Genomic DNA, 19,364 nt, shown 5'->3' on the forward strand with positions numbered 1-19,364 from the left:
GCGGGACGATGGAAAAGGACGGGGAGCGGGGGTTCTGGCTCTATGACTTGCGGGTCGATACCGTGCTGGACGGTCGCGCGCCGGTGTGCCGCCACGTGGAAGGGGAGTCCTTTCGCGTGATCGGCGAAAACCTCCTTTTCGACCAGCCGCACAAGCTGTCCATGTATGCGCTGGCGGCCCTTCTGCCGCTGCTGCCCGCCAAGCAGCGCCTGACCGACGAAGATGACTGGATGAGCACCGACGCCGAGGTCGCCTGCCCCGATCCCCATTGCGGCGGGCGTTTCCGCATCATCCGCGAGGGCAAGCGCTGGTATTCGCACGCGGAAACAACCGGCCTGCCGGACCAGCGGGGCGACCCTTACTGGAAGGGGGCAGAGAATTGACGGTCGAAACAACCGAGCTGCGCCCCGGGCATCGCATTTCGCGCGTGATCAAGGGCGGCTGGCAGCTGGCTGGCGATCATGGCGAGGTGCGGCGCAAGCAGGCCATCGCGGATATGGAGGCGTTCCTGGATGCCGGGATCACCACCTTCGACTGCGCCGACATCTATACCGGCGTCGAAGAGATGATCGGCCATTTCATTGCGGATGTGCGCAACCGGCGGGGGGCGGAGGTAGCCGACCGCGTGATGGTGCATACGAAATTGGTGCCCGATCTGGGGCGGCTGGCCGATATCCGCCCCGACGAGGTGGAGGCCATCGTCGACCGCTCACTGAAACGCTTGCAGATCGAGCGCATCCCGCTGGTGCAGTTCTACTGGTGGGACATGTCCATCGGCAACGCGGTCGAGGCGCTCGACGTGCTGAGGGACTGTCAGAAGAAGGGCAAGATCGCCAATCTGGGCGCGACGAACTGGAACACGTCGGTGATGGACAGGTTCTGCGACGCGGGGTTCGACGTGGTCTCGGCGCAGGTGCAGTATTCGGTGCTGGACCGCCGGCCTGCCGGGGCTTTCAGCGACTGGGGCGCGCGGCGTAATGTGCAGATCCTGGCCTATGGCACGCTGGCGGGCGGGTTCCTGACCGAAAACTGGCTCGGCCAGCCCGATCCGGGCTTTGAGTTCGAGAACCGCAGCCTTGTGAAGTACCGGCTGATCATCGACGAATTCGGACCATGGGATCTGTTCCAGGCCCTGTTGCAGACGCTTCAGGCCATCGGGGACAAGCACGGGGTGGCGCTGTCTTCGGTCGCAACCCGTTGGGTGCTGGACCAGCCGCAGGTCGCCGCCGCCATCGTCGGCGCGCGCTATGCCCGCCACCTGCCCAAGACGCTGGAAGTGTTCGGCTTCCAGCTGGATGCAGAGGACCGGGCGAAGATCGACGCCGTTCTGGCTCAGGCCAGCGGCCCGAACGGCCCCGTTTACGGGCTGGAAGGAGACCGCAGCAGCCGCCATGGCCGGATCATGAAATACAACCTCAACACCAACCCCGCCGACAAGGTGCATGGATCATGACCGACGCGGCCCTGTCCCTTGCCGGGCTGACCCGCGATTTCGGCCCCTTCCGGGCCGTGGACGGGGTGACGCTGGACATTCGCAAGGGCAGCATCACGGGGCTGATCGGCCCCAATGGCGCGGGCAAGACGACGCTGTTCAACATGGTCGCGGGCAGCCTGAAGCCCTCCAGCGGCAGCGTGACCCTGAACGGGCAGGACATCACCGGCAAACCGTCGGAGGCACTGTTCGCGCTCGGCCTTGCCCGCACCTTCCAGATCCCGCGCCCCTTCCGGCGGATGAGCGTGCTGGACAACCTGATGCTGGCCCCGCCCGCGCAGGTGGGTGAAACGGTATCCGGTGCGCTCTTTCGCCGGGGCCGCGTGGCCGAACAGGAACGCATGCTGCGCGCGAAGGCAGAGGAGATTCTCGATTTCGTGACGCTTTCCCACCTTGCCGATCATCCGGCTGGCAAGATCTCGGGCGGGCAGATGAAACTGCTGGAGCTTGGCCGTGCGCTGATGGGCGATCCCTCGGTCATCCTGCTCGACGAACCGGCGGCAGGCGTTAACCCGTCACTGACCAATATCCTGATCGACCGGATCGAGCAGTTGAACCGGCGCGGCGTGACCTTCGTTGTGATCGAACACGACATGGATTTCGTCATGCGCCACTGCGATCCGGTGATCGCACTGGCCGAAGGCAAGGTGATGTTCCAGGGCACCGCAGAGGAGGCTCGCGTGAACCCGGAGCTTCTGGACGCCTATCTGGGGGCACCCGCATGACCGCGCTGCGCATCGAACAGCTGGAGGCGGGCTATGTCCGCGATCTGCCGATCCTGCGCAATGTGGACCTGACGGCGGAACATGCCAAACTGACTGTCATCATCGGCCCGAACGGGGCCGGGAAATCAACGCTCATCAAGGCGATTGCGGGATTGGTGCCGGTCAGCGGCGGGCGCGTGATGCTGGGCGAGACCGACATCACCGGGCTGCGCCCGGACCTGATGGGGTCACATGGGCTGGCCTATGTGCCGCAGACCGACAACATCTTCCGCCACCTGACGATCCGCGAGAACCTGATGCTGGTCTTGCGCAAGTCCACGGACCGCACCGCACGGCTGGAGGAGCTATACGATCTGTTCCCCGCCCTGCGCGACAAGCGGGGCGACCGCGCGGGCGCTCTATCAGGCGGGCAACGGCAGATGCTAGCCGTGGCCATGGCGCTGGCGAACCGGCCTTCCGTGATCCTGCTCGACGAGCCCTCTGCCGGGCTATCGCCCAAGATCGCGGGCGAGGTGCTGGACCTGACGCGCGGCCTGACGGAACAGGGCGTGACGGTGCTGCTGGTCGAGCAGAACGTGAAGCAGGCGCTGCGCGTGGCCGACCACTGCTACATCCTCGCCGAAGGCCGCAACCAGATCGACGGGCCCGCGGCGCAGATCGCGGCCGATCCGGTGGTGGGCGAGATCTATCTGGGGGGCAAACGCATGGTGGCGTCATGATCCAGAGCATTCTTGACGGCATTCTGACCGGCGCAATCATTTCGCTTGGCGCGATCGGGCTGACCCTGATCATGCATATGCTGCGCTTCGCGAATTTCGCCTATTCGGAACTGCTGGCCATCGGCGCCTATGCGGCGCTGGTCTTTGACCGGTTGTTTTCCGCGCTGGTACCGGTACTGGACGAGGCCTTCGCGCCCCTGACCCTGACCGGCGCGCTGGTTCTATCCATGGTCATCGCCATGGTGCTGACGGGGCTTTCTGCCGTGGTGATCGACTGGCTGGTGTTCCGCCGCATCCGGCAGAAGGCGGACCCGCTGTCGATGGTCTTCGCCAGTTTCGGCGTGGCGCTGATCGTCCGCAACGTGATCGTGCTGATCTTCGGCCATCACGCGCAGCTCTATTCGCAGGAGATCGCCCGCGCGACCATCCTCAGCTTCGATCCGCTGATCCTGATCAAGCCCGATCAGGTCTTCGTGCTGGTGCTGGCGCTGGTCCTGATGCTGGCCCTGCACCTGGTTCTGACCCGCACCACCTTCGGCTTCGCCCTGCGCGCGGTGGCGGAAAACCCGGCTCTGGCGCAGGTTGCCGGGGTGCGCCTGACAACCGTCATCGCGGCGGTCTGGATCATCGCGGGCAGTCTGTCGGCGGCGGCGGGCACACTTTATGCGCTGACCAACCAGCTGAACCCGATGATCGGGCCGGTCTTCCTGCTACCGGTCTTTGCGGCCACCATCGTGGGCGGCATCGGCAGTGTCTACGGCGCGGTTCTGGGGGGCTTCATTGTCGGCATCGCCTCTGGCCTTGCGCTGCTGTTGTTGCCTTCGGGTTACGCTCCGGCGATGCCGTTTCTCATCATTCTGGCGGTGCTGCTGGTGCGCCCACAGGGCCTTTTCGGGGAGGATCAACGATGATCGGCGTGGTGTCCTACCTGACGTTCTTCCTGACCATGGCCGGGATCATGGCTATCATCACCCTCGGGCTGAATCTGCAATGGGGGTATACGGGGCTGTTCAATGGCGGCGTGGTCGCTTTCTTCGGGGCCGGGGCCTATGGCACGATGATACTTGGCGGGCCTGCCGAGCCTGGCCAGTTCGGCGGATTCGGTCTGCCCTATCTGGTGGCGCTTGGCGGCGGCATCCTGCTGGCGGCGGCGCTGGCCTGGGTGGTGGGACTGCTGACGCTGCGGCTGAGGCACGACTATCTGGCCATTTCCACCTTTGGCGTGGCCGTGGCGCTGGAATCGCTGGCCCGCAATTCCCAATGGCTGACCGGAGGCGCGCGCGGCATGCGCGGCTTTCCACGCCCGTTCGAAGCGGTGATCGAGAGCAACTTCCTCTTTGGGGTCGTCTTCCTGCTGATCGTGCTGGCCGTTCTCGCCCTGGTCTGGTGGGGCATCGAGCGGCTGGTGCATTCGCCCTTCGGCCGCGCCCTGCGTGCGATCCGCGAGGATGAGACCGCCGCCCGCGCGCTGGGCAAGAGCCCGACGCGGCTGCGCCTGTGGTCGCTGGTCATCGGTGCGGCAATCATGGGCGCGGGTGGCGGGCTATATGTCTCCTACACCGCCTTCGTCAGCCCCCAGGACCTGCTGCCGATCCTGACCTTCCAGATCTGGGCCATGCTGATCGTTGGCGGCGCGGGCAACAATCGGGGTGCGGTGCTTGGCGCGGTGCTGATCTGGGGGGCCTGGACGCTCAGCGGCTTTGCCCTGACCCGGCTTGTGCCCGAGTCGATGCAGCTTGACGCGGGCTCGATCCAGTACATCCTCATTGGCACCCTGATCGTTTCCATGTTGCTCTGGCGGCCAGAGGGGCTGCTGCCGGAACGCATATCCAACCCCCGAAACACGACGGCCGGCAAGGCTGCACCCACATCCAACAAGGAGTAAACTGACCATGAAACGACATATTCTCGGACTGGCCGGTGCCTCGGCGCTGGCAATCGGCCTTCAAACCGGCGCCGCACTGGCGCAGGATTGCAGCGTGAATGTCGGCACGCTTTACCCGACCTCGGTCGACTGGGGCCGCCCGATCGCGGAAACCGCCCTTTGGGTCGGCGAGATGATCAACGAGGCCGGCGGCGTCGATGGCTGCGAGGTCAACATGATCCTGCGCGACGACCAGAACGACGGTCGTGTCGGCGTCGACGCGGCGCGGGCACTGGTCGATATCGACCAGGTGCAACTGCTGATCGGCACCGTATCCTCGGGCATCACCATTCCGATCCTGACCTCTGTCACCGCGCCTGCGGGCGTCATGCAGATGTCGTGCTGCTCGTCCTCGACCCGCCTGACGGAAATCGCCGCCTCGGGTGAAGCGCGCGGGCTGTGGTTCCGCACCTTTGCCACGGCGGATGTTCAGGCCGCCGTGGCCGCGATGCTGGCCCGCGACGCGGGGATCGAAAGCATCACGGTTGTCTACAAGAATGACGACTGGGGTCAGGATATCGGCCGCATGGCCGCCGCCGCGTTCGAGGCTGTGGGGATCGAGGTGCATGCCTCCATCGCTCTGAACGACGCGCAGCCAAGCTATCGCGCCGAAGCCACGCAGGCCCTGCGCGACCAGCCCGGCGCGCTCTATCTGGCGCTCTATCCGACCGAGGGGATTTCCTTCGTGCGGGAATGGCTTGGCCTTGGCGGCACGTCGGTCATGATCGGGGCGAACTCGCTGCGCTCCGACGATTTCCGCACGACGGTCGGCCTGGCCAATCTCGGTGATTTTGTCGGCACCGACACCTCCAGCCCGCGCGTGCCAAGCGCCGAGGCCTTCGTCGATGCCTATGCCGCGCATTTCGGGTCCGCCCCGAGCGGACCGGGCCTGTCCAACAGCTTTGACGCGGCAGCCATCGCGCTACTGGCCTACCACGCGGCAGGCCGCGACGCGACGGGCACCGAGATTGCGGCACAGGTGCCGCGTGTGACCGACCCCGATGGCGAGGCGATCCCCGCCACGGTCGAAGGATTTGCCCAGGCCATGGCGATCCTGTCCGAGGGCGGGTCCGTGTCCTATCAGGGCGCAACCGGCGCGGTGACCTTCGATGCCAACGGCAACGTGTCGGCCCCCGCCGTATCCTGGGTCTTCGATGACAGCGGCATGGCTGAACAGCGCTACATCTCGCTGGAAGAGGTCTCTGGCTTCATGGCGTCGATCAACTGACCCCCCTGCCCGGCCCCATCGCGGGGCCGGGCGCAGTCTTCGCGCAGCGGATGACCCATTCCCCAACCAAGCTGGTCCTGATCGGACGCGGCCTGATCGGCAGGGACGTCACGGCCCAGTTGCCAGCGCTTCACGGCTACTGCGTCGAGGCGATCCTTGGACGCGATGCCCGCCACCTTCCCCAGGCCGACATCACCATCGACATGGCCGGACCGGACGCCCTGCGCCAATTCGGCGAAGAGGCCCTGTCGCACGGGGATTTGTGGACGGTCGGTGCCGCCGCACTAATCGACCCCGACCTGCACGACAGGCTGCATCGCGCCGCGCTGCAAAGCGGCCACAGGCTGAGACTGTTCACCGGCTGGATTTCCGGGCCGCTTCTGTGCCCTCCGGGTCTGCCTGCAAAACTGCTTGTCCGGCAATATGCGCCCGGTCTCGCGGACCGCCCCGGCCCGGTGTTTCGCGGGCCTCTTGCCGAGGCGGCGGATCGCTTTCCCGATCATCTCAACACCGCCATGGCCAGCGCCATCTGCGGCCCCGGCATTGAAGCGACCCATGTTACCCTGATCTCCACCCCGGAAGGTGGCGCGCATCGCATTGCCGGGCGGTTCGGCATGCCGGGCCAGACCATCCGCACGGATATCCGTTTCGACAGGCCCGGCCCGCATCCGGTGGCCTCGGCGATCCTCGCCGCGCTTGCGCGCAGAGCTACGCCGCTCACCCTTGGCGGATACTGAACGCCCTCCCCCGCAAAGGCGGGTGCAGCGGATCGTTTCAGCGCACCCAGATCGCCTGGTTGCGGACCATGCCTTCGGTGTCGAAACGGTGATGAAAGCTGAGCCTGTAGCCCTGCGCCGTCAGACCGGCATTGGTTTCGGCGAAGCTGCTGTCGGATTGGCCATGGCGGGCAACCCATGACATGCCAGCAGGCGTGCGCGCGAATGTCGCCTGATAGCGGACATGGCCATAGACGAGCCCCGCCTCCACCGAAACGGGCATATATCCCGCCGGAACCACGCTGTCGAAATAGGCCTGGTAGTCCTGACTGGTCAGCCAGTCGGTTGTGGTCTGGGCGCTTGCGACACTGCCGAACAGGGAAAGCGCAAGCACAAGCGAAAGTCTCGTCAGGAAGCTGCGGGGCATGAATATGGTCTCCGGGAAAGGCTTGAACGTGGCAAATCGTATCAAAGCCTATCACGAAAGGCGGTGACACGCATGCGCCATGTGAGGGCCTGCGCGACGCGCGGCTAGATCCGCGCCACGCGCCAATCCGGGACGATACCAGATCGCTGCTCATAAGGGCCGGTCTTCTCCCCGGCAAAGAGCCCGTCAGCCGTCACCAGCACGCTGCGCCAGCCCTGTGCCGCAGCGCCCAGAATATCCGTGTGCAAGCTGTCGCCGCACATGGCGATCCTGTCGGCGGGCACCCCGGGCAGGGTGGCGGTCACGAGGTCGTAGACATCCGGGAAGGGTTTGCCGAACAGCCGGACATCGCCCGGCAGTCCGCGCGCGTAATGCCCCGGCTCCAGCGTCAGGCCGGTCTCTCGCGGCGCGACCAGATCCGCGTTGCCGATCAGGACCGGCCGGGGTTGGCGGCCAAGGCTGGCCTGCAAGAGCGTCTGCCGGTGGTCAGACCAATCGCTGGTAGACAGGAACAGGATTCCCTCCGCGCGGTCGTAGGCTTGTGCGGCCTCCCCCAATCTCAGGACCGGGAATGGCAGGTCTTCCAGCGCATCTTCCGGTGCCGCGATTACCCCCCAAAGCCGTTCATCCATCGCGCGCAAGGTCGCGTCACGGCTGGTGACCAGTTCGTCCTCGGCAAGCGGAAATCCTAGCCGGGAGAACTTGGCAAAGGCCGCCGCGCGGTCATAGCTGGCAGCGTTTGACAGCACCCGGATCAGCTTGCCTCTTACCCGCAATTGCGCCACGCGCTCGGCGGCACCGGGGATCGGGCTGTCACCGACATTGAGCACCCCGAACGCATCGAAGACAAACGCATCAACTCCATCGGCGATGTCCATAATCGAGCCGATATCCTGACCCGCACCCGCAGCGGGCATGGCTGGCAGAAGATGCCGAATGGCCTCGTAGGCGTCGAACGCATCGGCGGCGGTCTTCATCGCGGTCCTTTCCTCTGTGGCAACGCGGTTTGCGCTTGCGAAGGCGATGAACGCCCGTGGTGCGCAGTTAGGGGCTGTTCGGATAGAGGGTCAAGCAAGTTGCGCCCTGCGCCCGCTGGATGTGCAGACCGGCACAAGGCCGCGTGCACGAGCGCCTGTTGCAGACCCCTTTGCCGGGTCAAAACGCCCTGCAAAACCGGTTGCCGGTTCCAAACGGCCCGTCAGTCGGTTTAGATGATCCTGACATCAGGCCCGAACAGGCAGGACGAGATCCTTGGCAAAGCTGAAACAGAACCCGCATCGGCAGGCAGATGACCGCGAAAAGGTGCTGGAAGTGGCCATTGGCCGCGAAGTCCGGGGGTTTCGGCTGCAACAGAACATCACCGTTGCGGAACTGGCCGGGCTGACCGGCCTGTCCATCGGGATGCTGTCGAAGATCGAAAACGGCAATACCTCGCCTTCCCTGACCACGCTGCAAACCTTGGCCAATGCCCTGTCGGTGCCGTTGACCGCCTTCTTCCGCCGCTTCGAGGAGCATCGGGAAGCGGTTCACACCAAGGCAGGCGAAGGGGTGGAAATCGACCGGGAAGGCACACGGGCCGGGCATCAGTACAACCTGCTTGGTCATATCGGAGCAAATGCAAGCGGTGTCATGGTGGAACCCTACCTGATCACGCTGACCGAGGAATCCGATGTCTTCCCCACCTTCCAGCATGGCGGGATCGAGACGATCTACATGCTGGAAGGCGAGGTGATGTATCGCCATAGCGACCGGCTCTATCATCTGCGCCCCGGCGATACGCTGTTCTTCGATGCCGACGCGCCACACGGGCCAGAGATTCTCAAAGTGCTGCCCGCGCGCTACCTGTCGATCATTTCCTATCCGCAGACGACCTGACCACGCGCGCTGATTCCGGGCACATCCCTGATCATGGGGCGTATCCCCGCCCATTTCCCGTTCATTCCCCGCATCATTTGCCTGATCTGACGGCAAAACTGGTTCCGATGTCGGATTTTCCTTGCAAATTTGCCCCTTGTGAAAAATTTATTCCCTACGGTTTATGTGACCGCCGACTGCTGATAGCCTATCGGCCAGACCACTCTTTGAAAGGAAGATGCACAGATGTGCGGGATCGTTGGATTGTTCCTGAAGGATAAGGCGCTGGAGCCACAGCTCGGCGCGATGCTGACGGAAATGCTGATCACCATGACCGACCGGGGGCCGGACAGTGCCGGGATCGCGATATATGGCGCGGCGGGGAACCGGGCCAAGCTGACGGTGCAATCGGACCACCCCGATCAGGATTTTGCGACATTGGCAGAGGATCTGGAGGCTTCCCTTGGCGCACCGGTCACCCTGCGCGCCAATGACACCCACGCGGTTCTGGAACTGCCCGCCGATCAGGTCGAGGCCGCTCGTGCCGCGATTGCGGATCGTCCTGGCCGCATCCGGGTGATGAGCGATGGCGATGTGATCGAGATCTACAAGGAGGTCGGCCTGCCGCGCGATGTGGCCGCCCGCTTCGACCTGCCCGCCATGTCCGGCACCCACGGCATCGGCCACACCCGCATGGCCACCGAAAGCGCCGTCACGACCGAGGGCGCACATCCGTTTTCCACCGGGCCGGATCAATGCCTGGTCCACAATGGATCCTTGTCGAACCACAACAGCTTGCGCCGGAAACTGCGGCGCGAGGGCGTGCGGATCGAAAGCGAGAATGATACCGAGGTGGGTGCCGCCTATCTGACATGGAAAATGCAGAACGGCGCGACCCTGGGCGAGGCGCTGGAAGCGTCGCTGACCGATCTGGACGGCTTTTTCACCTTCGTCGTCGGCACCAAGGAAGGCTTCGGCGTGGTCCGCGACCCCATCGCCTGCAAACCCGCCGTCATGGCCGAAACCGATCAATACGTCGCTTTCGGCAGCGAATACCGCGCATTGGTGAACCTGCCGGGCATCGACGCCGCCCGCGTCTGGGAACCCGAGCCCGCCACCGTCTATTTCTGGAGCCACTGACATGAGCCAGATCGACCTAGCCACCACCTCGCTGCGCGAGTTGAACGAAACCCTTCAGGCGCAGTCATCAGGCGTGACCGCGCCCACGTGGGAAGTGCTTAACCCGCGTGGCAGCCATGCGGTTGCCGTTGGCCTCGATGCCCCGATTGAAGTGACCGTGAAGGGCCATACCGGGTATTACTGCGCGGGCATGAACCAGCAGGCGACCGTGCATGTGGAAGGCTCCGTCGGGCCGGGTGTGGCCGAAAACATGATGTCAGGCGCGGTGATCGTCGAGGGCGATGCAAGCCAATATGCCGGGGCCACCGGGCATGGGGGCCTTCTGGTGATCAAGGGCAATGCCTCGTCTCGCTGTGGGATTTCCATGAAGGGGATCGACATAGTGGTTCAGGGCAATATCGGCCATATGTCTGCCTTCATGGCGCAGGCGGGCAATCTTGTTGTCTGCGGCGATGCGGGCGATGCGCTTGGGGACTCGCTCTATGAGGCGCGGCTCTTTGTGCGCGGATCGGTCAAAAGCCTCGGCGCGGACTGCATCGAGAAGGAAATGCGCCCCGAACATCTGGAGATTCTGGCGGACCTGCTGACCAGCGCGGGCGTGGACGCCAAGCCGGAAGAGTTCCGCCGCTATGGCTCGGCCCGCAAGCTTTACAATTTCGACATCGACAACGCCTATTGAGGACGAGGACCATGAGCGATCAAGACCACAAGATCCCCCGCACCGTCCCCATTCAGTCGGCGACATTTTCCAACCCGATCAACGCCGAGATCCGCCGCGCGGCGGCGACCGGTATCTATGACATTCGCGGCGGCGGCGCGAAACGGCGGGTGCCGCATTTCGACGACCTGCTGTTTCTTGGGGCGTCCGTCTCGCGCTATCCGCTGGAGGGCTATCGTGAGCGCTGCGACACCTCGGTGACGCTTGGCACCCGCTTCGCCAAGAACCCCATCAAACTCGACATCCCGATCACCATCGCAGGCATGAGTTTCGGCGCGCTGTCGGCGCAGGCGAAAGAGGCGCTTGGGCGCGGGGCCAGCGCGGCGGGGACATCCACCACCACAGGCGACGGCGGCATGACGCCAGAGGAACGCGGCCATTCCAGCAAACTGGTCTATCAATACCTGCCCTCGCGCTACGGGATGAACCCCGATGACCTGCGCAAGGCCGATGCCATTGAAATCGTCGTGGGTCAGGGTGCCAAACCCGGCGGCGGCGGCATGTTGCTGGGGCAGAAGATCAGCGATCGGGTGGCCGAAATGCGCACGCTGCCCAAGGGGATCGACCAGCGATCCGCCTGCCGTCACCCCGACTGGACCGGCCCGGATGACCTAGAGATCAAGATCCTCGAACTGCGCGAAATCACCGGCTGGCGGGTGCCGATCTATGTGAAAGTCGGCGGCACGCGGCCTTATTTCGACACCGCTCTGGCGGTGAAGGCCGGGGCCGATGTGGTGGTTCTGGATGGCATGCAGGGGGGCACAGCAGCCACCCAGGATGTGTTCATCGAACATGTGGGCCTGCCGACGCTGGCCTGCATCCGCCCCGCCGTGCGGGCCTTGCAGGATCTGGGGTTGCACCGCGAGGTTCAGCTTGTCGTCTCTGGCGGGATCCGCACCGGGGCCGATGTGGCCAAGGCACTGGCGCTTGGCGCGGATGCGGTTGCCATCGGCACCGCCGCACTGGTCGCGCTTGGCGATAATGACCCGAAATGGGAGGCCGAGTATCAGAAGCTCGGCACCACCACCGGCGCTTATGACGACTGGCACGAGGGGATGGACCCGGCGGGCATCACCACGCAGGACCCGGTGCTTGCCACCCGGCTCGACCCCGTCGAAGGGGGACGCCGGTTACGCAACTACCTCAAGGTCATGACGCTGGAGGCCCAGACCATCGCGCGGGCCTGCGGGCACAACCACCTGCACAATCTGGAACCGGAAGACCTCTGCGCCCTGACGATGGAGGCCGCCGCCATGGCGCAGGTGCCTTTGGCGGGCACCGACTGGTACCCCGGCAAACCGGGCAGCGGATATTGAGATCAGGCGGCGCGGGGTGTGACCTCGCGCCGTTTTCACGCATAAAGACAGCAACAGGGAAACGGGAAAAGACGACATGACACTTGATCTGGCAGCCTACGCAGCAGAGCGCGGCATCAAATATTTCATGATCTCCTTCACCGACCTTTTTGGCGGGCAGCGGGCCAAACTGGTGCCCGCGCAGGCGATTGCCGACATGCAGGCGGATGGCGCGGGGTTCGCGGGCTTTGCCACATGGCTCGACATGACGCCTGCCCATCCCGACATGCTGGCGGTTCCCGATCCATCCTCCGTCATCCAACTGCCCTGGAAGCCAGAGGTCGCCTGGGTCGCCTCGAACTGCGTGATGGAGGGCGCGGACGTCGCCCAGGCCCCGCGCAATGTGCTGCGCCGTCTGATTGCCGAGTCAGCGGAAATGGGCCTGCATGTCAAAACCGGGGTGGAAGCCGAGTTCTTCCTGCTCACCGCCGATGGCGAGCAGATTTCCGATGAATACGACACCGCCGCCAAGCCCTGCTACGACCAGCAGGCGGTGATGCGCCGCTATGACGTGGTGCGCGAAATCTGCGACTACATGCTGGAACTTGGCTGGGGACCCTACCAGAACGACCACGAGGACGCGAATGGCCAGTTCGAGATGAACTGGGAATTCGACGACGTGCTGGCCACCGCCGACAAGCACAGCTTCTTCAAGTTCATGGTCAAGTCGGTGGCTGAGAAACACGGGCTGCGCGCGACCTTCATGCCGAAGCCAGTCGAGGGTCTGACCGGCAATGGCTGCCATGTGCATGTCTCTGTCTGGGACGCGCCGGGTGATGCCGCACGCGTCAATGCCTTCGCCGGCGATGGCGACGGACCGACCGGCGAACTGGGTCTCTCTGCCCCGGGCAAGCATTTCCTGGGCGGCATCATGAGCCACGCCAGCGCATTGGCCGCGATCACCAACCCGACCGTGAACAGCTACAAGCGCATCAACGCGCCCCGCACCATGTCGGGGGCCACATGGGCGCCCAATACCGTGACATGGACGGGCAACAACCGCACTCACATGGTCCGCGTGCCCGGTCCCGGCCGGTTCGAGCTGCGCCTGCCCGATGGCGCGGCAAACCCCTACCTGCTGCAAGCGGTGATCATCGCGGCGGGGCTTGATGGCATCCGCAATGAAGCCGATCCCGGCAAACGCTATGACATCGACATGTATGCCGAAGGCCACAAGGTGCGCGGTGCGCCGAAACTGCCGCTGAACATGCTGGACGCCCTGCGCGCCTATGATCGCGACAAGGGGTTGAAGGCGGCCATGGGCGAAGAGTTCTCGGCGGCTTTCCTGAAGCTCAAGCATCAGGAATGGAACGACTTCGTGTCCCATTTCAGCCGATGGGAAAAGGATAACACGCTGGATATCTGATCCGGCAATCTGGGAGGAACGCAAGGATCATGCCCCGAGACAAGCCAATTCGCTTCGGTTTCCTGCTGCTGCCGGGCTTTCCCATGTCCTGCCTGACCTCGGCGATCGAGCCCCTGCGGGTGGCCAACGAGATCGCCGAACGCAAGGTCTTCGACTGGTGCCTTGTCAGCGAGGATGGTGGGGCGGTCCGGTCCAGCGCGCGGGTTGGCTTCGATGCCGACTGCGCCCTGCCCGACGTGGCGGGGCTGGACTACATGTTCCTTCTCAGTGCCCCGGACAGCGCGTTTGCAAGCAGATCCGCCAGCCAAGGCCGGCTGCGGCATCTGGCGCGGCACGGGTCGGTGCTCGGGGCGATTAGTGGCGGTGTTTTTCCGCTGGCGCGTGCCGGTCTTCTGAACGATCATCGGGTCAGCGTACATTGGTGCTATCGCGCCGCGTTCGTGGCCGAGTTTCCGGCCATCGAGTCCTCCGACGAGGTGATCGTTGTGGATCGCGCCCGTCAGACCGCCTCCGGCTCGGCGGCGGCGTTCGACCTGATGCTGCATCTGATCGCGGACCGGCTCGGCCCGGATGTGTCCACCGAGGTGGCCTGCTGGTTCCAGCATCCGATCATCCGCAGCACCGGCGTGCAGCAACGGGTGCCGACATTATACGCCGACAGCACCGTCGATTGCGTACCGGAACCCGTGCGCCGGGCAATCGCGCTGCTCAATGACCATATCGAGGACACGATCAGCATCTCCGAAGTGGCAGACCGCATGAACATGTCACAGCGTCAGCTGGAACGTCGGTTCAAAAGCGCCACGGGACAAAGCCCGTCCGTCTATTACCGCACGCTTCGAATGAAGGCCGCGCGGCAGCTGGTGCGGTTTTCGACCCGGTCCATCACCGATATCGCCATCGAGGTCGGATGCACGAATGCGTCGCAGCTGTCGAAGAATTACAGGTCCGTCTTCGGTCTGTCGCCGTTTGAGGATCGTCGCAACAACGTGGCCTTCCGCGACACCGGGCCGACGAATGGCCAGACGGCCAGCGCGTTCACGCGCCCGGCATTCTCTCTTCGGCAGTAACCAAGCAGGGAGTGCTTGAAACTGCCTTCCTGTTCGCCGTGGATCATCCGCCCATGGCATCGACCCGGACCGGCGACATCAGAGAAGCCGTCACCTCGACCAGAACCGGCGCATTGCGGGGCAGGCTCTTCACGCCGACCACGGACCGCGTGTGCCGTCCCTGATCGCCAAGCATCTCGATCAGGTAGGTGGAGGCGCCGTCGGCAACCGCCGATATGTCCTGAAACCCGTCCTCATGGGCGATATAGCAGGTCAGTCGCAGAATCCGTCTCAGGTTCTTCAGCCCGCCCGCCGAGTGGTTCAACCAGGCCAGCGCCTGTTCCGCACAGATGCGCGCGGCCATGGCGGCCTCGGTGCAACCGACCTCGATGCCAACCTTGCCGACAACCGCAAGCTGCCCCGCCTGCTTCGGGATCTGACCGGCCAGAAAGGCAGTCGTGCCGTCGATGATCACCAGCTCATAGGGGTATTTCGTCCCTTCCGGTTTGGGCAAGCGACGCGCGACATCGGCAAGATCACCGCGAGGGCCCGTCAGCATTGTTCTCATCCGGCTTGGGTTCGGCTCAGTCACGGGGCTCTCCTTTCAGGCGATGCAGGGACCAGCCCGACCACTGGATCGACCAGACGCCGATACACAGGAAGATGGCGACTGCGCTAAGAACATGGTTCGGGGCGATCAGCAGGGCCGCCGCGAGCAACAGCATGCCTCGACCGATCCAGCCAAGCGCCCGGCCGCCAAGCCACCCCGTCAGGGCGATGGACAGACACACGATGGCGGCCCCGGATCGTGACAACACCTCCAGCAGTTCACCCCATCCGCCCTGCCCCAGAAGCACCGGATTGGCGACGAACAGGAAGGGGATGACATAGGCGGGCATGCCCAATGCGAAGGCGCGCCACCCGACCGAGGTGGAACTCGATCCCGCTATCGGCGCGGCAGCGAAGGCCGCCACCGCCACGGGCGGGGTGATCTGGCCCAGAACAGCATAGTAGAACACGAACAGATGCGCCGACAGCGGCGTCGCACCAAGCTCGACCAGCGCGGGGGCAACCAGCGTGGCCTGGATGATATAGGCGGGCGTCGTCGGCATCCCCATGCCGAAGATGAAGGCCGCGATCATGGCAAGAAAAAGCGCGGCGTAGAGATTGCCATTGGCGAAGGCGATCACAAGGCTGCTGAAGCGGAACCCGAGACCGGAAATCTGGACGATGCCAACGATGATCCCAGCTGAGGCGCAGGCAATGGCAACCGTCACGGCGGCACGGGCCCCGAGGTTCAACCCTTCTGCCAGCACCATGGGCGACACCCAGGTCGAGCGCCGCAGGAACGGCGTCACCAGCGTTGCCACCACGCCGTAGAAGGCCGACAGGCTGGGGGTGTAGCCCATCATGAGGAACGAGGTGATCACCACCAGGGGCAAGATGAAGGTCCAGCCCGCCGAGAATTCCCGCATCGTCGCGCCCTTTTCGACGCGCTCCAGCGGTTGCAAACCGTGCTTGAGCGCTTCCCAGTGGACCGCCACGAACAGTGACAGGAAGAACAGAACGGCGGGCAATGCGGCGGCGGTGATCACCTCCTGGTAGTTGATGCCCAGAATTGCCGCCATCAGGAAGGCGGCGGCGCCCATGATCGGCGGCGTGATCTGCCCGCCGGTCGATGCCACGGCCTCGACAGCGCCCGCGAAGGTCTTGGGGTAGCCGAGTTTCTTCATCATCGGGATGGTGATCGCCCCGGTGGTCGCGACATTGGCCACGGAACTGCCCGACATCATGCCCATCAGGGCACTGGCCACCACGGCCATCTTGGCCGGACCGCCCCGCGTCGCGCCGGTCGCGGCCTTGGTGACATTGACGAAGAAATCGCCGCCGCCGATCACCTGCAAGAGCGCGCCGAACACCACGAAGAGAAAGATGAAACTGGTGGACACCCCAAGCGCGACCCCGAAGATGCCTTCGAAGCTGAAATACATCTGGTCCACGAACTCGTTGAGGTCCACGCCGCTATGGGCCAGCGGTCTGAGAAACCCGATATGGCGCAGTTCCGGTCCGATGAAGCCGTAGAGAATGAAGATCAGGCACAGCGCCGTAATCGCCATGCCCAGCGCGCGCCGGGTCAGTTCCAGCACCACAACGATGGTGCCGATTGCGACGAACAGTTCAATCGGCGCCGCATCCCGCGTCCAAGGCGGACGCACAACGATCGACGCGTGATTGACGACAAGGTAGCCCAGGCAGACGACCGAAAGCGCGATCAGGGCGAGGTCGACCGCCTTCCGAACCGTACCTCCCTTCATTCCATAGATCAGGAATCCGATCACCAGCGCCAGCAGCAGATGCGTCCCGCGCACGATCAGATCGGGAAACAGGGTCAGGGGCGAGGCGACGAGAAGATGGAAAAGCGCCATCGTCACCGCCAGCACCGTCACCGTTCTCTCCAGGGGGATGGGCATTGGGGTCACCTAAGCTTCGCTGCGGGCATCACTGGCCCGCCAGCCGTAAACATCGGACATAAGGGGGGCAGAGGTCACGAGCGGCAATAGAGCATCACCGCTCGTGACCCGATCTGTCTCAGTTCAGTTGCGGCGCATCCATCGGGATGCCCTGCTCTTCATAGAACCGGGCCGCGCCGGGGTGGATCGGCACAAACATGCCACGTCCTGCGGTGTCCTGCTCGATATATTGCAGCAGGGCATGGGTCTGCTGGAACCTCTCGAGGTTGTTCCAGATCGCAGAGGTTACCCGGTAGGCCGTGTCGTCGCTCATGTCGTCGGAGGCGAACAGGAAGGTCGTGGTCCCAACGGTCAGGGCCGGTTCGCTCTGGCCTTGATAGAGCCCCACGGGCAGGGTGACTTCCGCGAAGCCCGCACCGTGCAGGTCCAGGTATTCCGCCACACGCGCCTCATCCAGCGACAGCACCCGGATCTCACGCGCCGTTTCCGTGGCCAGAACCGTGGAATGGGGATAGAGCGCAACCCACATCACCGCATCCAGCTGGCCGTCCCGCAAGGCGCTTTGCGACTCCGCCCAGCTCAGCGGATGCACCTGGCCGCCACCGGCCTCGATATCCTCGATGCTCATGTCATAGACCGACAACAGGTTGTTGAAGGCCAGCCACGATGTCTGGCCGGGCTGGCCGGCGCTGATCTGGCGACCGACCAGATCCTCGACCGAGTGAATGTCGGAATCGGCATCGACCCAGATCTGGATCGCGCTCGGGAAGAAGGTCATCAGCCCGCGCACATTCTGGATCGGGCTGTCAGGGGTCGCCGGGTCGCGCCCGGCCCAGGCATCCGCCGCGTTGCTGGCAGAGGTGATGCCCAGATCGACATCGCCCGACGACACCCGCAACAGGTTGGGGCCGGATCCGCCGGGCTGCACGCCGATGATGCTGTCTGCAAACTCGCCGCGCAACAGATCGCCAAGGCCGGTTGCGACCACGTTGAAGGTGCCACCGCTTGGGCCACCGCCGATATTCAGAAAGTCAGGATCCTGCGCAAAACCCGGTGAGGTCACGGACAAGGCGAAAGCGAAGCTGCCTGCCGCAGCAAGCAATCCGCGTCGATTGATCGAATTAGTCATGGGAAGTCCTCCTGGTTCGGATACCCCATGGGACACATGATTCAACGAATTGTGCTAAGTATTTTATGAGCATTTCTAATATAAAATGATCATCTATAAGCAAATCGAATAAAAAGATAACCCGCCGGTATCAATGCGCCGCCGGTTTTTCCCATCTGGGCCTGAGCGTTTCCTTCATATGCTCCACGAAATGCTCGGCTGCGGGCGTCAGGGATCGCCCCTGTCGGGTGATCAACCCAAGCTCGCGAAACAGCGGCGGGTTCAGAAGGGTTCGGAAAACCACGTCGTTCTCGATCGGGTTCACCGACATTTTCGGCAGCGCTGCAATCCCCAGATTGGTCTTCAGAAGCGACAGAACCGTCGCGATATTCGACACCTCGATCCAGGGAGAACTGACGTTGTCAGGCTGATCGACCAATGTGTCCAGCAACGGTCGCAACCCCGTATCGGCGGCGAAGGAGATGAACGGATACCCGGCCAGGTCTTTCCAGGTCAGCGGGCCCGTTTCCCCGGCCAGGGGGTGCGACTTGTGAACGACCGCCCCGAACGGATCGCGCAGCAAGGGTTCGAACTGCACCCCCGCAACGTGATCGGTCCGCCCTGCCACCCCCAGATCGACCTCGCCGCTGAGCACACGGTCACACACACCTGTGGAATTGTCATCGCGCAAGGAAATGCGGGTCTTGGGAAAGGCCGCGGAAAAGCTTTGAATCGTGCGCGGAAGAACAACCGTGGCGACCGAGGGCAGCACCGCCACCGCGACACTGCCTTGTGTCCCGTCCGCGGCGGCGTGAAAATCGGCCAGCGTTGTATCGAGGTCGTTCAGCGTGCGCTCGATCCCCGGCAGAAAGGTCGCGCTGGCCTTGGTCAGGGCCAGAACTTTCGTGGACCGGTCGAACAGCTTCAGGCCAAGGGCCTCTTCCAGTTGCCGGATCGCCATTGTCACCGACGGCTGCGAGGTGCCAAGCCGCTCTGCCGCGCGGGTGAACGACCCTTCCCGCGAGACCGCCACGAAGGCCCGAAGCTGTGCGAGGGTAATCTTCATCCTGTT

At 64.0% G+C, this 19,364-nt stretch carries 20 protein-coding genes; 14 read left to right on the forward strand and 6 right to left on the reverse strand.

Translation table 11 applies throughout. The annotated features are described in order from the left end of the window. Positions 1–8 precede the first annotated feature (8 nt). The 8 genes from ACOOEX_RS14630 to ACOOEX_RS14665 are packed head-to-tail and all read left to right on the forward strand — an operon-like array spanning position 9 to position 6,825. On the forward strand, positions 9–383 hold the full coding sequence (locus ACOOEX_RS14630) for a TIGR04076 family protein (RefSeq protein ID WP_420395512.1): 375 nt from the start codon (positions 9–11) through the stop codon (positions 381–383). After that, on the forward strand, positions 380–1,453 hold the full coding sequence (locus ACOOEX_RS14635) for an aldo/keto reductase (RefSeq protein ID WP_420395513.1): 1,074 nt from the start codon (positions 380–382) through the stop codon (positions 1,451–1,453). The genes ACOOEX_RS14630 and ACOOEX_RS14635 overlap by 4 nt, the downstream gene beginning before the upstream one ends. Then, positions 1,450–2,217 carry an ABC transporter ATP-binding protein gene (locus ACOOEX_RS14640; RefSeq protein ID WP_420395514.1) on the forward strand — a complete coding sequence of 256 codons (768 nt, stop codon included), beginning with the start codon at positions 1,450–1,452 and terminating at the stop codon, positions 2,215–2,217. The genes ACOOEX_RS14635 and ACOOEX_RS14640 overlap by 4 nt, the downstream gene beginning before the upstream one ends. Then, positions 2,214–2,936: an ABC transporter ATP-binding protein gene (locus ACOOEX_RS14645; RefSeq protein WP_420395515.1), complete on the forward strand. Its 723-nt coding sequence runs from the start codon at positions 2,214–2,216 to the stop codon at positions 2,934–2,936. Before ACOOEX_RS14640 ends, ACOOEX_RS14645 begins: the two co-directional genes overlap by 4 nt. Next, positions 2,933–3,847, forward strand: coding sequence for a branched-chain amino acid ABC transporter permease (locus ACOOEX_RS14650; protein WP_420395516.1), 915 nt, complete (start codon positions 2,933–2,935; stop codon positions 3,845–3,847). Before ACOOEX_RS14645 ends, ACOOEX_RS14650 begins: the two co-directional genes overlap by 4 nt. Next, positions 3,844–4,821, forward strand: a complete 978-nt coding sequence (locus ACOOEX_RS14655; protein WP_420395517.1) for a branched-chain amino acid ABC transporter permease — start codon at positions 3,844–3,846, stop codon at positions 4,819–4,821. The genes ACOOEX_RS14650 and ACOOEX_RS14655 overlap by 4 nt, the downstream gene beginning before the upstream one ends. Positions 4,822–4,828: 7 nt before the next feature. Continuing rightward, entirely contained in the window at positions 4,829–6,088 is a 1,260-nt protein-coding gene (locus tag ACOOEX_RS14660; RefSeq protein ID WP_420395518.1) for an ABC transporter substrate-binding protein, read from the forward strand. Between the two features lie 50 nt (positions 6,089–6,138). Beyond that, positions 6,139–6,825, forward strand: coding sequence for an aspartate dehydrogenase domain-containing protein (locus ACOOEX_RS14665; RefSeq protein WP_420395519.1), 687 nt, complete (start codon positions 6,139–6,141; stop codon positions 6,823–6,825). Between the two features lie 37 nt (positions 6,826–6,862). On the opposite strand, the gene ACOOEX_RS14670 is transcribed toward ACOOEX_RS14665, so the two are convergent. Next, a complete protein-coding gene (locus ACOOEX_RS14670) occupies positions 6,863–7,231 on the reverse strand; it encodes a hypothetical protein (RefSeq protein ID WP_420395520.1) in 369 nt (122 codons plus the stop codon). 104 nt (positions 7,232–7,335) lie between these two features. Then, the gene (locus tag ACOOEX_RS14675) at positions 7,336–8,208 is read right to left on the reverse strand and encodes an HAD-IIA family hydrolase (protein ID WP_420395521.1); all 873 of its coding nucleotides are present in this window, start codon (positions 8,206–8,208) and stop codon (positions 7,336–7,338) included. Between the two features lie 274 nt (positions 8,209–8,482). Between ACOOEX_RS14675 and ACOOEX_RS14680 the strand changes: the two genes are divergently transcribed. The 6 genes from ACOOEX_RS14680 (at position 8,483) to ACOOEX_RS14705 (ending at position 14,734) form a co-directional block, all read left to right on the forward strand. Then, the gene (locus tag ACOOEX_RS14680) at positions 8,483–9,106 is read left to right on the forward strand and encodes a helix-turn-helix domain-containing protein (protein ID WP_420395522.1); all 624 of its coding nucleotides are present in this window, start codon (positions 8,483–8,485) and stop codon (positions 9,104–9,106) included. 225 nt (positions 9,107–9,331) lie between these two features. Further along, the gene (locus tag ACOOEX_RS14685) at positions 9,332–10,225 is read left to right on the forward strand and encodes a class II glutamine amidotransferase (RefSeq protein WP_420395523.1); all 894 of its coding nucleotides are present in this window, start codon (positions 9,332–9,334) and stop codon (positions 10,223–10,225) included. A 1-nt stretch (position 10,226) separates the two neighbouring features. Beyond that, entirely contained in the window at positions 10,227–10,904 is a 678-nt protein-coding gene (locus ACOOEX_RS14690; RefSeq protein ID WP_420395524.1) for a protein GlxC, read from the forward strand. A gap of 11 nt (positions 10,905–10,915) precedes the next feature. Further along, positions 10,916–12,259: an FMN-binding glutamate synthase family protein gene (locus tag ACOOEX_RS14695; RefSeq protein ID WP_420395525.1), complete on the forward strand. Its 1,344-nt coding sequence runs from the start codon at positions 10,916–10,918 to the stop codon at positions 12,257–12,259. Between the two features lie 76 nt (positions 12,260–12,335). Further along, positions 12,336–13,664: a type III glutamate--ammonia ligase gene (gene glnT / locus ACOOEX_RS14700; protein WP_420395526.1), complete on the forward strand. Its 1,329-nt coding sequence runs from the start codon at positions 12,336–12,338 to the stop codon at positions 13,662–13,664. Positions 13,665–13,693: 29 nt separating this feature from the next. Further along, on the forward strand, positions 13,694–14,734 hold the full coding sequence (locus ACOOEX_RS14705) for a GlxA family transcriptional regulator (RefSeq protein WP_420395527.1): 1,041 nt from the start codon (positions 13,694–13,696) through the stop codon (positions 14,732–14,734). 43 nt (positions 14,735–14,777) lie between these two features. Here ACOOEX_RS14705 and ACOOEX_RS14710 read toward each other — a convergent pair whose 3' ends face one another. The 4 genes from ACOOEX_RS14710 to ACOOEX_RS14725 all read right to left on the reverse strand — a co-directional run bounded on the left by ACOOEX_RS14710 (position 14,778) and on the right by ACOOEX_RS14725 (position 19,358). Then, on the reverse strand, positions 14,778–15,272 hold the full coding sequence (locus ACOOEX_RS14710; protein ID WP_420395528.1) for a RidA family protein: 495 nt from the start codon (positions 15,270–15,272) through the stop codon (positions 14,778–14,780). Between the two features lie 25 nt (positions 15,273–15,297). Then, a complete protein-coding gene (locus tag ACOOEX_RS14715; RefSeq protein ID WP_420395529.1) occupies positions 15,298–17,184 on the reverse strand; it encodes a TRAP transporter permease in 1,887 nt (628 codons plus the stop codon). Between the two features lie 118 nt (positions 17,185–17,302). Continuing rightward, on the reverse strand, positions 17,303–18,313 hold the full coding sequence (locus ACOOEX_RS14720; protein WP_420395530.1) for a TAXI family TRAP transporter solute-binding subunit: 1,011 nt from the start codon (positions 18,311–18,313) through the stop codon (positions 17,303–17,305). Positions 18,314–18,443: 130 nt separating this feature from the next. After that, complete coding sequence (locus ACOOEX_RS14725; RefSeq protein WP_306045488.1) at positions 18,444–19,358, reverse strand: LysR family transcriptional regulator; 915 nt, start codon at positions 19,356–19,358, stop codon at positions 18,444–18,446. Between the last annotated feature and the right edge of the window lie 6 nt (positions 19,359–19,364).

It is taken from the genome of Nioella sp. (genome assembly GCF_965215655.1).
Lineage (GTDB): Bacteria > Pseudomonadota > Alphaproteobacteria > Rhodobacterales > Rhodobacteraceae > Nioella.